This is a genomic window from Streptomyces sp. NPDC007189, assembly GCF_040703635.1.
Taxonomy (GTDB): domain Bacteria; phylum Actinomycetota; class Actinomycetes; order Streptomycetales; family Streptomycetaceae; genus Streptomyces.
Map to the genome: position 1 here is coordinate 466,109 of NZ_JBEYEY010000001.1, position 13,888 is coordinate 479,996.

Consider the following 13,888-nt stretch of genomic DNA (forward strand, 5'->3'; position numbering starts at 1 on the left):
CCAGGGCGTCAGCCGAGGTCGATCTCCGGGTAGAGCGGGAAGCCGGCCACGAGGTCGGTGGCGCGGCGGGAGATCTCGTCGGAGATCTTCGCGTCGAGGACGTGCGCGGCCTTGGACGGGGCGCCGGACTTGGTGGTGCCGGGCTCGGCGGCCGTCAGCACGCGGTCGATCAGGCCGGCGACCTCGTCCATCTCCGCGGTGCCCAGGCCCCGGGTGGTCAGCGCCGGGGTGCCGATGCGGATGCCGGAGGTGTACCAGGCGCCGTTGGGGTCGGCCGGGATGGCGTTGCGGTTGGTGACGATGCCCGAGTCGAGCAGGGCCTGCTCGGCCTGGCGGCCGGTGAGGCCGTAGGAGGTGGTGACGTCGATCAGGTTGAGGTGGTTGTCGGTGCCGCCGGTCACCAGGGTGGCGCCGCGCCGCATCAGGCCCTCGGCGAGCGCGCGGGAGTTGTCGACGATGCGCTGGGCGTAGTCCTGGAAGGACGGCTGCCGGGCCTCGGCCAGGGCGACCGCCTTCGCGGCCATGACGTGCGGCAGCGGGCCGCCGAGGACCATCGGGCAGCCGCGGTCCACCTGGTCCTTGAGGGAGTCGTCGCACAGCACCATGCCGCCGCGCGGGCCGCGCAGCGACTTGTGCGTGGTGGTGGTGACGATCTGGGCGTGCGGCACCGGGTCGAAGTCGCCGGTGAGGACCTTGCCCGCGACCAGGCCGGCGAAGTGGGCCATGTCGACCATGAGGGTCGCGCCGACCTCGTCGGCGATCTCGCGCATGATCCGGAAGTTCACCAGACGGGGGTACGCCGAGTAGCCCGCGACGATGATCAGCGGCTTGAACTCGCGTGCCTGGGCGCGCAGGGCGTCGTAGTCGATGAGGCCGGTGGCCGGGTCGGTGCCGTAGGAGCGCTGGTCGAACATCTTGCCGGAGATGTTCGGGCGGAAGCCGTGGGTGAGGTGGCCGCCGGCGTCCAGGGACATGCCGAGCATGCGCTGGTTGCCGAAGGCCTGGCGCAGCTCGGCCCAGTCGGCCTCGGTGAGGTCGTTGACCTGGCGGGCGCCGGTCTTCTGAAGGAACGGCGCCTCGACGCGGTCGGCGAGGACGGCCCAGAAGGCGACCAGGTTGGCGTCGATGCCGGAGTGCGGCTGGACGTAGGCGTGCCAGGCGCCGAACAGTTCGCGGGCGTGCTCGGCGGCCAGGGCCTCCACCGTGTCGACGTTGCGGCAGCCGGCGTAGAAGCGGCGGCCGACCGTGCCCTCGGCGTACTTGTCGCTGAACCAGTTGCCCATGGCCAGCAGGGTGGCCGGGGAGGCGTAGTTCTCGGAGGCGATCAGCTTGAGCATCGCGCGCTGGTCGGTGACCTCCTGGCCGATGGCGTCGGCGACGCGCGGTTCGACGGCGCGGATGACGTCGAGGGCGGCGCGGAAGGCGGTGGACTCGGTGGACAGGGGCTCTGGCATGAGGACCTCCGGACGGCGTGCGTACAGCGTTCACGTTCGGCCCAGGCGCACGGCACTGTTTCCGCCGGGCCGCTCCCCGATGGTCCGTCCCATCCCAGCGCGCCAGTCACGGCCCGCTGATCAGCCTACCGGGCGGGGCGCGCGGCCAGGTTCCGCGGTCCACCATGCGAGCGACGGTAGGAAGGAGGTTCCACTCATCATGGGAGGCCGCCGTGACCGCTGCGGAAGACCTGATCGCCGCCGCCGACGCGCACAGCGCGCACACCTACCGTCCCCTGCCGGTCGTCGTCGCCACCGCCGAGGGCGCCTGGATGACGGACGTGACGGGTCGCCGCTACCTCGATCTGCTGGCCGGCTACTCGGCGCTGAACTTCGGGCACCGCCACCCGCGGCTGGTCGAGGCGGCCAGGGCCCAGCTGGAGAGGGTGACGCTGACCTCCCGCGCCTTCCACCACGACCGGTTCGCCGCGTTCTGCGCAGAGTTGGCCGAGCTGTGCGGGATGGAGATGGTGCTGCCGATGAACACCGGCGCCGAGGCGGTGGAAACGGCGGTGAAGACGGCCCGGAAGTGGGGCTACCGGGTGAAGGGGGTGCCCGCGGAGATGGCGAAGATCGTGGTCGCGGGCGGCAACTTCCACGGGCGTACGACGACGATCATCAGCTTCTCCACCGATCCGGAGGCCCGCGCGGACTTCGGGCCGTACACGCCGGGCTTCGAGATCGTGCCGTACGGCGATCTGACGGCGATGCGGGCGGCGATGACGGAGAACACGGTCGCGGTGCTGCTGGAGCCGGTGCAGGGCGAGAACGGGGTGATCGTGCCGCCGTCCGGCTACCTCCCCGCCGTCCGGGAGCTGACCCGCGAGCGGAACGTGCTCTTCGTCGCCGACGAGATCCAGTCGGGCCTCGGCCGGACCGGGCGGACCTTCGCCTGCGAGCACGAGGGCGTGGCGCCGGACGTGTATGTGCTCGGCAAGGCGCTGGGCGGCGGGATCGTGCCGGTGTCGGCGGTGGTGTCGAGCGCGGACGTGCTCGGGGTGTTCCGGCCGGACGAGCACGGGTCGACGTTCGGCGGGAACCCGCTGGCCTGCGCGGTGGCGCTGGAGGTGATCGCGATGCTGCGCACCGGTGAGTTCCAGGCCCGGGCGGCCGAGCTGGGCGAGCGGATGCACCGGGTGCTCGCGGCGCTGCCGGGCACGGGCACGGTGACGGCGGTGCGCGGGCGCGGGCTGTGGGCGGGCGTGGACGTCGCGCCGGGGGTGGGTACGGCACGGCAGGTGGCGGAGCGGTTGATGGCCCGCGGGGTGCTGGCGAAGGACACCCACCGCACGACCGTACGGCTCGCCCCGCCGCTGGTCGTCTCCGAGGCGGACCTGGACTGGGGGCTGGAGCAGCTGCGGGAAGTGCTGGCCGGCTGAGCGGCCGGCCCGTGAGAACGGTAAGAGCACCGACCGCAGGGGCCGCCCGGACCGGCGCTCACCTAGAGTCACTCCGTGCTCTTCGGAATGGTGTGCGCCCTCGGCGCGGCGGTCTGCTTCGGCACCGCGACGGTGCTGCAGGCGGTGGCCGCGCGGCAGGCCGGTACCGGCGGGGGCGGCGAGGCGGCCCTGCTGCTGCGGGCGCTGCGCCAGTGGCGGTACATCGCCGGGCTGGCGCTGGACGGGCTGGGCTTCCTGTTCCAGATCGCGGCGCTGCGGTCCCTGCCGATCTACGCGGTCGGCGCGGCCCTCGCGTCGAGCCTGGCGGTGACGGCGGTGGTGGCGGCCCGCCTGCTGCGGGTACGGCTGAGCGGCACGGAGTGGGGCGCGGTGGCCGTGGTGTGCGCCGGGCTCGCGATGCTGGGGCTGGCGTCCGGACCGGAGGGCGGTCAGGGCGGCTCGGAGGCGCTGCGGTACGCGATGCTCGCCGTGGCGGCCGGGATGCTGCTGCTGGCCCTCGCGGGCGGCCGGCTGTCCGGGCCGGCGCGGTCGCTGCTGCTCGGGCTCGGCGCCGGGTTCGGGTTCGGGGTGGTGGAGGTGTCGGTCCGGCTGATCGGCAGCCTGGCGCCGAAGGACCTGGTGACCAACCCGGCGACTTACGCGCTGCTCATCGGGGGCGGCGCCGCGTTCGTGCTGCTGACGTCGGCCCTCCAGCGGGGCTCGGTGACCACCGCGACCGCCGGGATGGTGATCGGGGAGACGATCGGGCCCGCCGCGGTGGGCGTGGTGTGGCTCGGCGACCGCACCCGGGAGGGGCTGACCTGGCTGGCGGTCCTGGGCTTCGCGGTGGCCGTCGCGGGCGCGCTGGCACTCGCGCGCTTCGGCGAGGCGCCGGTGGCGGCCGAGGAGGGCTGAGGCGCGAACGGCGGGCGCCTCGGGACGCGCCGGCACGCCGAGGGATAGCGCGTTGGCGTCCCCGCGCCTCTCGCTCACCGGCCGCACGCGTGAACCCGCCGCCACGGCGCGGCACCACGACGGCGGTCACCGGCGGCGCCGAGCCCGCGCATCCGCCGCAACGGCGCGACGACGGCGGTCACCCGCGGCCCCCGAGCCCACCGCAAGCCTTACGGCAGCACCCGGCACAGCGCGTCCAGGGCGCCCGTCCATGCGCTGTCCGGTGGGGTGCCGTACCCGACGACCAGCGCGTCCAGCGGCTCGGCGACGGCCTCGGGGTGACGGTGGAAGGACAGGCCGTGCAGGGCCAGGCCCTGCCAGGTCGCGGCCTGGACCACCGACTGCTCCATGCCCGCCGGCAGGCGCAGCACCGCGTGCAGGCCCGCGGCGATGCCGGTGACCGTGACCTCGGGGGCGCGGGCGGAGACGGCGGCGGCGAGGGCGTCGCGGCGGCGCCGGTAGCGCAGCCGGGAGGAGCGGACGTGGCGGTCGTACGCGCCCGAGGTGATGAACTCGGCGAGCGTGAGCTGTTCGAGGACGCCCACCGTGTCGGCGGCGCCCTTGGCCGCGGCCGCCTCCTCGGCGAGGGACGGCGGCACCACCATCCAGCCCAGCCGGAGTCCGGGGGCCAGGGACTTGCTGGCGGTGCCGAAGTAGAGCACCCGGTCGGGGTCGAGGCCCTGGACGGCGCCGACGGGCTGGCGGTCGTAGCGGAACTCGCCGTCGTAGTCGTCCTCCAGGATCAGGCCGCCGGTGCGCCGCGCCCAGTCGATCACGGCGGCCCGCCGCTCGGGCTGCAGGGGCGTGCCCATGGGGAACTGGTGCGCGGGGGTCAGCAGCACCGCCCCGGCGTCGCCCGGCTCCCGCGGGTCGGTGCCGAGTTCGTCGTACGGCAGCGCGGGCGTGGCGAGCCCGGTCCGCTGGAGCACGCCCCAGTACGCGTCGAGGCCGTACGACTCGACCGCCGCCGTGCGCACCCCGCGCGAGTGCAGCAGTGTGCCGGCGATCCGCAGGGCGTGCGCGAAACCGGAGGTGATCAGCACGCAGTCCGGGTCGGTGCGCACGCCGCGCACCCGCGCGAGATAGCCGGCGAGGGCGGCGCGCAGTTCGGGGCGGCCGCGGGGGTCGCCGTAGCCGAGGGCGTCGTACGGGGCGCCGGCGAGGGCGCGGCGGGCGGCCCTGAGCCACTCGGTGCGCGGGAACGCGGCGAGGTCGGGGCTACCGGGGATCAGGCTGTACCTGGGGCGGCCCGGCGCCGAGCGGCGGGCGGCCGGACCGGCGCCGTCCGCGCCCCGGGTCGTCGAACCGGGCGGGGCTGCCGCGGTGGCCCGCTCCGCCACCCGGGTGCCGGAGCCCTGCCGGGCGGTGAGCCAGCCCTCCGCGACCAGGTCCGCGTAGGCCTCGGCGACGGTGTTGCGGGCGATGCCGAGGTCGGCGGCGAGGGTACGGGAGGAGGGCAGCCGGGTGCCGGGGGCCAGCCGGCCGGTGCGTACGGCCTCCCGGAGCGCGTCGGTCAGGCCCCGGCGCAGCCCGCCGGAGCCGGCCGGTTCCAGATGCAGGTCGACGCCCAGAGTGGCCCAGGATTCCGCCATGGAAATGGACCATACTCCTGGGCTGCCTCGCTCCTAGGGTCGAGGCATGACCACTGCACAGGAGAACACCGAGTACGCCGCCGAGCAGGCCCCGCGCCTGGCCTGGACCCAGCACGCACCCGAGGTCTACAAGGCGATGGTCCGCCTGGACGCCGCGGCCAGGCAGGGACTGGACCCCAAGCTGTACGAACTGGTCAAGATCCGCGCCTCGCAGCTCAACCACTGCGCCTTCTGCCTCGACATGCACACCAAGGACGCGCTCGCGGCCGGGGAGAGCGTGGAGCGGATCGTGCAGCTCAGCGCGTGGGAGGAGTCGCGGCACTTCTACACCGAGAAGGAGCTGGCGGCGATCGAGCTGACCGAGGCGGTCACCGTCCTGACCGACGGCTTCGTCCCGGACGAGGTGTACGAGACGGCCGCCAAGCACTTCGAGGAGGCCGAGCTGGCCCAGCTGATCGCCGCGATCGCGGTGATCAACACCTGGAACCGGTTCGGCGTGGCCACCCGGATGCCCCCGGGCCACTACCAGCCCGGGCAGCACGGGTGAGCCGTACCGAGCTGGTCGGCCGCCGCGTTCCGCCGGGGGGCCGGCCGTGAGCAAGGTGGACACGTTACGAGCGCTGCACCGCAACCGCCCCCAGGGCGACCCGCTGATCCTGCCGGGCCCCTGGGACGCGGCCAGTGCGCGCGTCCTCGCGGAGGCCGGGTTCCCGGCGCTGGCCACGCCCAGCGCCGGGGTGGCCGCCGCGCTGGGGTATCCGGACGGGGACACGCCCGCGGACGAGATGTTCGCCGCGGTCGCCCGGATCACGCGGGCGGTCGAGGTGCCGGTGTCGGCGGACGTCGAGGGCGGGTACGGGCTCGCGCCGAAGGAGCTGGTGGAGCGGCTGCTGGAGGCGGGGGCCGCCGGCTGCAACCTCGAGGACTCCCACGCGGGGGTCCTCAAGGATCCCCAGGAGCACGCCGAGTACCTCGCCGAGGTCCGCTCGGCCGCCGCCGACCGGCTGTTCGTCAACGCCCGCGTCGACACGTTCGCGCTCGGCGACAGGGATCCCGAACGGGCCATCGAGCGGGCCGCGTTGTACGTGGCGGCGGGCGCGGACTGCGTCTATCCGATCCTCGCCCCCACCGGCGTGCTGCCCCTGCTGCGGGCCGGGATCCAGGGCCCGCTGAACATGCTGGCCCGCCTGGACGGCGAGGGCCCCTCGCCCGCCGAACTCGGCGAACTCGGGGCCACCCGCGTCACGTTCGGCCCGGGACTGCAGCGGCGGACCGCCGCGGCGCTCCGGGACATCGCCGACGCCCTCAGGGAATAAGGGCGTTCAGGACAGCCACTTCTTCCACACGGAGGGGTGGCTGTCCACCCACTTCTTCGCCGCGTCCTCGGGGGACAGCTTCTGGTCGGCGATCATCAGGGAGACCTCGTTCTGGTCCTCGGTGGTCCACCGGAACTTCTTCAGGAAGGCCGCCGCCTTGCCGCCCGACCGGGCGAAGCCGGCGTTGAGGTACTTCTGCAGCGGGGTGTGCGGGTAGGAGCAGGCGACCTTCGCCGCGTCCGCGTCGCAGCCGTCCTTGTACGGCGGCAGCTTCACCTCCGTCATGGGGACCTTCTCGAACAGCCACTGGGGGGCGTACCAGTAGGTCAGGAAGGGCTTCTTCTCCTTGGCGAACTGCTTGATCTGGGTGATCTGGGCGGCCTCGGAGCCGGCGAAGACGACCTGGTAGTCCAGCTTGAGGTTCTTCACCAGGGCCTTGTCGTTGGTGACGTACGACGGGGAGCCGTCCATCAGCTGGCCCTTGCCGCCGCTCTCCGCGGTGCGGAACAGGGAGGCGTACTTGTCGAGGTTCTTCCAGTTCGTGATGTCCGGGTGCTGCTTGGCGAGGTAGGTGGGGACGAACCAGCCGATGTGGCCGGTCACCCCGAGGCCGCCGGCCCGCCGAATCGTCTTCTTGTCCTCGACGTACCGCTTCTCCTGGTCGGGGTGGCCCCAGTCCTCCAGGAGGGCGTCGACCCGGCCCTGGCTGAGCGCGTCCCAGGCGGGCACCTCGTCGACCTGGACGGTGTCCACGTGGTAGCCGAGCTCGTGCTCCAGGAGGTACTGGGCGACGGCCACGTTGGCCTGCGCGCCCACCCAGGACTGCACGGAGAGGGTCACGGACTTCGTGCCGCCGGCGTTCGCGAACGGCGAGGCCTGCTTGGTCATGTCGGCGGCGCCGCAGCCGGTCGCGGTCAGCAGCACCAGCGAGCCCAGCACGGCGGTGGTCGTACGGCGTCGCATGTCAGGCTCCCTTCCTCGGGCGTCGCTCGGTCGGCTGGGTCACCCGGTCCAGCATCAGGCCCAGGCAGACGATCGCGGCGCCGGCCACCAGGCCGGTCGCCAGGTCGCCCTGGGCGAGGCCGAAGACGACGTTGTAGCCGAGGGCGCCGCCGCCCACCAGGCCGCCGATGATGACGACGGCGAGGACCAGGACGACGCCCTGGTTGACGGCGAGCAGCAACGACCGCCGGGCGAGCGGGAGCTGGATCTGCCACAGCTGCTGCCGGCCGGTCGCGCCGAGCGAGCGCGCCGACTCCAGTGCGGCCGGGTCGACCTGGCGCAGGCCCTGCGCGGTGATCCGGACGACGGCCGGGAGGGCGTAGACGACGGCCGCGGCGACGGCGGGGGCGCGGCCGACGCCGAACAGGGCGACGACCGGGATCAGGTACACGAACTGCGGCATGGTCTGGAAGACGTCCAGGACCGGGCGCAGGGCGCGTTCGACACGGTCGCTGCGGGCGGCGGCGATGCCGGTCGCGAAGCCGAGGACCAGCGTCACGGCGACGGCCGCGAGCACCTGGGAGAGCGTGTCGAGGGCGGGTTCCCAGACGCCGAGCACGCCGATCGCGGCCATGGCGAGGACGGCGGTCAGCGCGGTGCGCCAGGTGCCGATCGACCAGGCCAGGGCGGCGACGATCAGCAGCACCGACCACCAGGGCAGCCACTCGAGGCCGCCGCGCACCGGGTCGAGGATCCAGGTGGTGAAGTGGGCCGCCCAGTCGGCCGTGCCGCCGACGACCGGGACGCCGGAGTAGAGGTGGTTGGTCATCCAGTCGACGGCGCGGTCGACCGGTGCGGCGATGTCCAGCGTCCAGCCGGACGGCCAGTCGAGGCGGCCGAGGAGCCGGGCGGCCAGGGCGGCGGCCACGGTGACGGCGAGGGCGTAGGCCCAGCCGACGGTCTTCGGGCGGGCGGCGGAGTCGTCCGCCGCTCCGGCCGCCGCCGTCACGCGGTCCAGGACGATCGCCAGCAGCACGATGGGGATGCCGGCGGCGAGGGCCTGGCCGACGTCGACCGAGGCGAGCGCCTGGTAGACGCGGTCGCCGAGGCCGCCGGCGCCGATGACGGAGGCGATGACGGCCATGGACAGCGCCATCATGATCGTCTGGTTGAGGCCGAGGAGGAGTTCGGCGCGGGCCAGCGGGATGCGGGCGGTCAGCAGCCGCTGGCGGCGGGTGGCGCCGAGCGACTCCACGGCCTCCAGGACCTCGGGGTCGGCGCCGCGCAGGCCGAGGGCGGTGAGGCGGGCCATCGGCGGGGCGGCGTACACGACGGTGGCGAGGACGGCCGCGGGGACGCCGATGCCGAAGACCAGGACGACGGGGAGGAGGTAGGCGAACGCGGGGAGCACCTGCATGGTGTCCAGGACCGGGCGCAGGGCGCGGTCCATGCGGTCGGACAGGCCGGCGGCGAGGCCGAGCAGCGCGCCGACGGCCACGGAGGCGAGGACCGCGACCACCATCAGGGCGAGGGTCTGCATGGTCGCCACCCACATGCCGAGGGCGCCGCAGGCCAGGAAGGCGACCGCCGTGCCGGCGGCGAGGCGGGGGCCGGCGACCCGCCAGGCGACGAGGGCGCCGAGGACCGTGACGCCGGGCCAGCCCGCGGCGAGGAGGGTGAGGTAGACGGCGCGTACGGCGAGGACGACGGCGTTGCTGAGGTAGCCGAAGAAGTACAGGAACAGCGGGTGGCTGTCCCGGTTGTCGATGACCCAGTCGCTGGCGCTGGTGAGGGGCTTGGTGACGCTGACCGTCAGGTCGTGCGGCCAGGCGGCGCCGGGCCAGTGGCCGGCGGCCCAGGGGGCCAGGACCGCGGCGAAGAGGGCGAGCAGGAGGAGTTTGCCCGCGGTACGGCTCTTCAGGACGCGGGGTGTGCCGGTACGGGAGGCCGGGGCGGTGAGCGCTGCCATCAGACGGCCTCCGGGCTGGTGCGGGGGGAGGGCAGGGTGGCCACACCGGAGACCACTCCCAGCAGCCGTTCGTGGTCGACCACTCCCAGGCACCGGCCCTCGTCCATCACCCGTGCGGGCGCGCCAGCACGGGCCACTGCCTCGATCGCCTCGGCGACCGTCGCCTCGGGGCGGACCGCGGGGCCGTTGTCCGCGTCCTCGGCGGCGGCCGGGCGCATGGCCGTACGGCAGGTCATGACCTGTTCGCGCGGTACGTCGCGGACGAACTCGCGGACGTAGTCGTCGGCCGGGGAGCCGACGATCTCCTCCGGGGTGCCGAGCTGGACGACCTTGCCGTCGCGCATGAGGGCGATGCGGTCGCCGAGCTTCAGGGCCTCGGACAGGTCGTGGGTGATGAAGACCATCGTGCGGCCCTCCTCGCGGTGCAGGCGGACCACCTCGTCCTGCATGTCGCGCCGGATGAGCGGGTCGAGGGCGCTGAACGGCTCGTCGAACAGCAGCACTTCGGGGTCGACGGCCAGGGCGCGGGCCAGGCCCACCCGCTGGCGCTGGCCGCCGGAGAGCTGGCCGGGGCGGCGGTGCTCCATGCCGTCGAGGCCGACCTTGGCGACGACCTCGGCGGCCCGCGCGCGTCGTTCGGCCTTGCCGACGCCCTGGATCTGCAGGCCGTACGCCACGTTGTCGAGGACCGTGCGGTGCGGGAGCAGGCCGAAGTGCTGGAAGACCATGGCGGCGCGGTGCCGGCGCAGTTGGCGCAGGCGGGCCCGGTCCATCGCGCGGACGTCCTCGCCGTCGATGGAGATGGTGCCCGCCGTCGGTTCGATGAGGCGGGTCAGGCAGCGCACCAGGGTGGACTTGCCGGAGCCGGACAGGCCCATGACGACGAAGACCTCGCCCTTGCGCACGTCGAAGGAGACGTCCCGGACGGCCGCCGTGCAGCCGGTGCGGGCGCGCAGGTCGGCGGGTTCCAGGGCGGCCAGTTCGGGGTCGGCGGGGATCCGGTCCGGCTTGGGGCCGAAGACCTTCCACAGGCCGGAGACGGAGAACACGGGGGCGCCGGTGGTGGGCGGCTTGCGGGTGGGGACGGTGAGGGTCATCGGGCGTCACCTCCGATCAGGTCGACGGCCCTCTCCCCGACCATGAGCACCCCGATCATCGGGTTGACGGCGGTCATGGTCGGGAAGACGGACGCGTCGGCGATGCGGATGCCGTCGAGGCCGCGGATCCGCAGCTCCGGGTCCACTACGGCGAGTTCGTCGTCGGCGGCGCCCATCCTGCAGGTGCCGGCCGGGTGGTACACGGTGTGCGCGACCTTGCGGGCGTACTCGCTCAGTTCGGCGTCGCCCTGGATCTCGGGTCCGGGGCACACCTCGCGCTTGAGCCAGCCCGCGAGCGGCTCGGTCTGGGCGATCTCGCGGGCGATGCGGATGCCGTCGACCAGGGTCCGGCCGTCGTAGTCGTCCTCGTCGGTGAAGTAGCGGAAGTCGAGGGCGGGCTTGACGGACGGGTCGGCGCTGGTCAGGTACAGGCGGCCGCGGCTCTTGGGCTTGGGGATGTTCGGGGTCATGGAGACTCCGTGGCGCGGGCGCTCGTAGCCGAGGCGCTCGGGGTTGTCCGTGAACGGCACCTGGTAGAAGTGGAACATCAGGTCGGGTCCCGCGTGCCCGGGGTCGCGGCGCACGAACAGGCCCGCGTCGGAGTCCATCGCGGAGTTCTCCGGGATGGGCCCGTGGGTCTCCCAGACGATGACCGACTCGGGGTGGTCCAGCAGGTTCTCGCCGACGCCCGGCAGGTCGTGCACCACCGGGATGCCCAGGGCCTGGAGGTCCTGGCGGGGGCCGACGCCCGAGTGCAGCAGCAGGCGCGGGGAGTCGATGGCGCCCGCGCACAGCACGACCTCGCTGCGGGCGCGGATCAGCAGGTCCTCGCCGTCCTCGGTGCGCACGTGGACGCCCTCGGCGCGACCCTCGGTGATCTCCAGCTTGTACGCCCAGGTCTCCAACAGGATCGTCAGGTTGGGCCGCTCGTCCATGACCGGGTGCAGGTACGCCACCGAGGCCGAGGACCGCTTGTTGTTCTCGGGGTGGTAGGCGAGGTCGAAGAAGCCGACGCCCTCGGTGAACGGCTTGCGGTTGAAGCCCTCGATGCGGGGTACCCCGAGTGCGGCCTGGGCGGCGTCGACGAAGTCGCGGGCGATGGCGTTCCGGTCCTTCTCGTCGACGGAGACGATGTTGTTCTTCAGGCGGGCGAAGTAGGCCTCCATGGGAACGGCGCCCCAGCCCTTGGCGCCGGCCTCCTCCCACTCGTCCCAGTCGGAGGGCAGCGGCTTGAACGAGATGAGGGTGTTGTGGGAGGAGCAGCCGCCGAGGACGCGGGCGCGGCTGTGCCGGATGTGGGAGTTGCCGCGGGGCTGCTCGACCGTCGGGTAGTCGTAGTCGAGGTCGCCGCCGAGCAGGCCCATCCAGCGGCGCAGGGTGAGCACGTCGTCGCGGCCGACGTCGCTCGGGCCGCCCTCGATGACGGCGACGGTGACGTCGGGGTTCTCGGTGAGGCGGGAGGCGATGACGGAGCCCGCGGTGCCGCCGCCGATGACGACGTAGTCGTAGACGTGGGGGGTGTGGGACATGGGGGTACTACTCCAGGGGGTGTTTCCGGGGAAGCTCGGGGGACAGGGGGCTCAGCCGGCGAACCAGCGCACCGGCTTCGGCGCGAGGTTCTGGTAGACGTGCTTGGTCTCGCGGTACTCGGCGAGCCCGGCGGGCCCCAGCTCGCGGCCGGTGCCGCTCCTGCCGAAGCCGCCCCACTCCGCCTGCGGCAGGTAGGGGTGGAAGTCGTTGATCCAGACGGTGCCGTGGCGCAGGCGGCCCGCGACGCGCCGGGCCTTGCCGGGGTCGGACGTCCACACGGCGCCGGCGAGGCCGTACTCGGTGTCGTTGGCGAGGAAGACGGCCTCGTCCTCGGTGCGGAAGGTCTCCACGGTGAGGACCGGGCCGAAGACCTCCTCCCGGACGACCTTCATCTCGCGGTGGCAGGCGTCGAGGACGGTCGGCTCGTAGAAGTAGCCGGTCTCGGGGCGCTGAGGTGACGGCTCCGGGCGCTTGCCGCCGCAGCGCAGTACGGCGCCCTCGGCGAGCGCGGAGGCGACGTACGCCTCGACCTTGGCGCGCTGCTGCTCGGAGACCAGCGGGCCGCACTCGACGCCGTCGGCGGTGCCCCGGCCGAGCCTGATCCTCCGGGCGCGGCGGGCGAGTTCGGCGACGAAGCGGTCCCGGACCGACTCCTCGACGATGAGCCGGCCGCCGGCCGAGCAGACCTGGCCGCTGTGGATGAAGGCGGCGTTGAGGGCCTGGTCGACGGCGGTGTCGAAGCCCTCCTCGGTGGCGCAGGCGTCGGCGAAGACGACGTTGGGGTTCTTGCCGCCGAGTTCGAGGGCGACCTTCTTCACGGTGGGGGCGGCGGCCTGGGCCACCTTGGTGCCGCTGACCAGGCCGCCGGTGAAGGAGACCAGGTCGACGCCGGGGTGCTCGGCGAGACGGGCGCCGACGGTGTGGCCGGGGCCGGTGACGATGTTGGCGACGCCCGCGGGCAGGCCGGCCTCTTCCAGCAGCTCGATCAGCGCGACGGTGGTCAGCGGGGTGATCTCGCTGGGCTTGACCACGAAGGTGTTGCCGGCGGCGAGGGCCGGGGCGATCTTCCAGCTGGCCTGCAGGAGCGGGTAGTTCCAGGGGGTGATCAGCGCGCAGACGCCGACCGGCTCGTGCACGACGACGCTGTGGATGTCGGGCGAGCCCGCGTCCACGACCCGGCCGGGCGCCTCGGCGGCGACCAGGTCGGCGAAGTAGCGGAAGGCGTCGGCGACGCAGTCGATGTCGATCCGCCCCTCCTCGACGGTCTTGCCCGCGTCCCGGCTCTCCAGCAGGCCGAGTTCCTCGCGGTCGCGGACGAGGAGGCCGGCGACGCGGCGCAGCAGGTCGGCGCGTTCGGCGACCGGGGTGCGGGGCCAGGGGCCGTGGTCGAAGGCCTGCCGGGCGGCGGCGACCGCGCGCTCGGCGTCCTTCTCGTCGCCCTCGGCGACCACGGCGAACGGCCGGGCGTCCGCGGGGTCGAGGATCTCGCGGGTCGCGCCGGATATCGCCGGCAGCCACTCGCCTCCCGCGTGGATGGTCGCCTGGGGGTGTCGTTCGGTTCTGTCCGCCATTGCTCGGTGTTGCCTTCCGTTCCTGATCGATGCCCCTGGGTGACA

The 13,888-nt window shown here is 73.6% G+C and carries 11 protein-coding genes and 1 riboswitch; of the genes, 4 read left to right on the forward strand and 7 right to left on the reverse strand.

Annotated features, from left to right (window positions below):
* Window positions 1-8: 8 nt before the first annotated feature.
* Window positions 9-1,454 (reverse strand): glycine hydroxymethyltransferase, encoded by a 1,446-nt coding sequence (locus AB0950_RS02165; RefSeq protein WP_366777590.1) that lies wholly within the window; start codon window positions 1,452-1,454, stop codon window positions 9-11.
* A gap of 32 nt (window positions 1,455-1,486) precedes the next feature.
* A riboswitch (ZMP/ZTP riboswitch) is annotated at window positions 1,487-1,574 on the reverse strand.
* A gap of 92 nt (window positions 1,575-1,666) precedes the next feature.
* On the opposite strand from AB0950_RS02165, the gene rocD reads away from it, so the two are divergent.
* Together rocD and AB0950_RS02175 are read left to right on the forward strand one after the other, a co-directional pair.
* Window positions 1,667-2,872: an ornithine--oxo-acid transaminase gene (rocD, locus tag AB0950_RS02170; protein WP_366777591.1), complete on the forward strand. Its 1,206-nt coding sequence runs from the start codon at window positions 1,667-1,669 to the stop codon at window positions 2,870-2,872.
* An 87-nt stretch (window positions 2,873-2,959) separates the two neighbouring features.
* On the forward strand, window positions 2,960-3,787 hold the full coding sequence (locus AB0950_RS02175; RefSeq protein WP_360149813.1) for a DMT family transporter: 828 nt from the start codon (window positions 2,960-2,962) through the stop codon (window positions 3,785-3,787).
* A 209-nt stretch (window positions 3,788-3,996) separates the two neighbouring features.
* On the opposite strand, the gene AB0950_RS02180 is transcribed toward AB0950_RS02175, so the two are convergent.
* The gene (locus AB0950_RS02180) at window positions 3,997-5,418 is read right to left on the reverse strand and encodes a PLP-dependent aminotransferase family protein (RefSeq protein WP_366777592.1); all 1,422 of its coding nucleotides are present in this window, start codon (window positions 5,416-5,418) and stop codon (window positions 3,997-3,999) included.
* A 46-nt stretch (window positions 5,419-5,464) separates the two neighbouring features.
* Here AB0950_RS02180 and AB0950_RS02185 point away from each other — a divergent pair, with 46 nt between their 5' ends.
* Together AB0950_RS02185 and AB0950_RS02190 are read left to right on the forward strand one after the other, a co-directional pair.
* Window positions 5,465-5,965 (forward strand): carboxymuconolactone decarboxylase family protein, encoded by a 501-nt coding sequence (locus AB0950_RS02185; RefSeq protein ID WP_366777593.1) that lies wholly within the window; start codon window positions 5,465-5,467, stop codon window positions 5,963-5,965.
* A gap of 46 nt (window positions 5,966-6,011) precedes the next feature.
* Window positions 6,012-6,734, forward strand: a complete 723-nt coding sequence (locus AB0950_RS02190) for an isocitrate lyase/phosphoenolpyruvate mutase family protein (protein WP_360149269.1) — start codon at window positions 6,012-6,014, stop codon at window positions 6,732-6,734.
* Window positions 6,735-6,740: 6 nt separating this feature from the next.
* On the opposite strand, the gene AB0950_RS02195 is transcribed toward AB0950_RS02190, so the two are convergent.
* From AB0950_RS02195 to AB0950_RS02215, 5 genes are read right to left on the reverse strand one after another with little or no spacing between them, the layout of a single operon-like run.
* Window positions 6,741-7,697: an ABC transporter substrate-binding protein gene (locus tag AB0950_RS02195; RefSeq protein WP_360149272.1), complete on the reverse strand. Its 957-nt coding sequence runs from the start codon at window positions 7,695-7,697 to the stop codon at window positions 6,741-6,743.
* Window position 7,698: 1 nt separating this feature from the next.
* Window positions 7,699-9,645 carry an ABC transporter permease subunit gene (locus tag AB0950_RS02200; protein WP_360149275.1) on the reverse strand — a complete coding sequence of 649 codons (1,947 nt, stop codon included), beginning with the start codon at window positions 9,643-9,645 and terminating at the stop codon, window positions 7,699-7,701.
* A complete protein-coding gene (locus AB0950_RS02205) occupies window positions 9,645-10,742 on the reverse strand; it encodes a glycine betaine/L-proline ABC transporter ATP-binding protein (protein WP_360149278.1) in 1,098 nt (365 codons plus the stop codon). The genes AB0950_RS02200 and AB0950_RS02205 overlap by 1 nt, the downstream gene beginning before the upstream one ends.
* Window positions 10,739-12,271: a GMC oxidoreductase gene (locus tag AB0950_RS02210; protein ID WP_366777594.1), complete on the reverse strand. Its 1,533-nt coding sequence runs from the start codon at window positions 12,269-12,271 to the stop codon at window positions 10,739-10,741. Before AB0950_RS02210 ends, AB0950_RS02205 begins: the two co-directional genes overlap by 4 nt.
* A gap of 51 nt (window positions 12,272-12,322) precedes the next feature.
* Window positions 12,323-13,843 carry an aldehyde dehydrogenase family protein gene (locus tag AB0950_RS02215; protein ID WP_366777595.1) on the reverse strand — a complete coding sequence of 507 codons (1,521 nt, stop codon included), beginning with the start codon at window positions 13,841-13,843 and terminating at the stop codon, window positions 12,323-12,325.
* Window positions 13,844-13,888 lie beyond the last annotated feature (45 nt).

Coding starts and splice junctions, on each gene's coding strand:
- AB0950_RS02165 (WP_366777590.1), bottom strand. CDS start 1,454: ATGCCAGAGCCCCTGTCCACCGAGTCCACCGCCTTCCGCGCCGCCCTC.
- AB0950_RS02175 (WP_360149813.1), top strand. CDS start 2,960: ATGGTGTGCGCCCTCGGCGCGGCGGTCTGCTTCGGCACCGCGACGGTG.
- AB0950_RS02180 (WP_366777592.1), bottom strand. CDS start 5,418: ATGGCGGAATCCTGGGCCACTCTGGGCGTCGACCTGCATCTGGAACCG.
- AB0950_RS02185 (WP_366777593.1), top strand. CDS start 5,465: ATGACCACTGCACAGGAGAACACCGAGTACGCCGCCGAGCAGGCCCCG.
- AB0950_RS02195 (WP_360149272.1), bottom strand. CDS start 7,697: ATGCGACGCCGTACGACCACCGCCGTGCTGGGCTCGCTGGTGCTGCTG.
- AB0950_RS02200 (WP_360149275.1), bottom strand. CDS start 9,645: ATGGCAGCGCTCACCGCCCCGGCCTCCCGTACCGGCACACCCCGCGTC.
- AB0950_RS02205 (WP_360149278.1), bottom strand. CDS start 10,742: ATGACCCTCACCGTCCCCACCCGCAAGCCGCCCACCACCGGCGCCCCC.
- AB0950_RS02210 (WP_366777594.1), bottom strand. CDS start 12,271: ATGTCCCACACCCCCCACGTCTACGACTACGTCGTCATCGGCGGCGGC.
- AB0950_RS02215 (WP_366777595.1), bottom strand. CDS start 13,843: ATGGCGGACAGAACCGAACGACACCCCCAGGCGACCATCCACGCGGGA.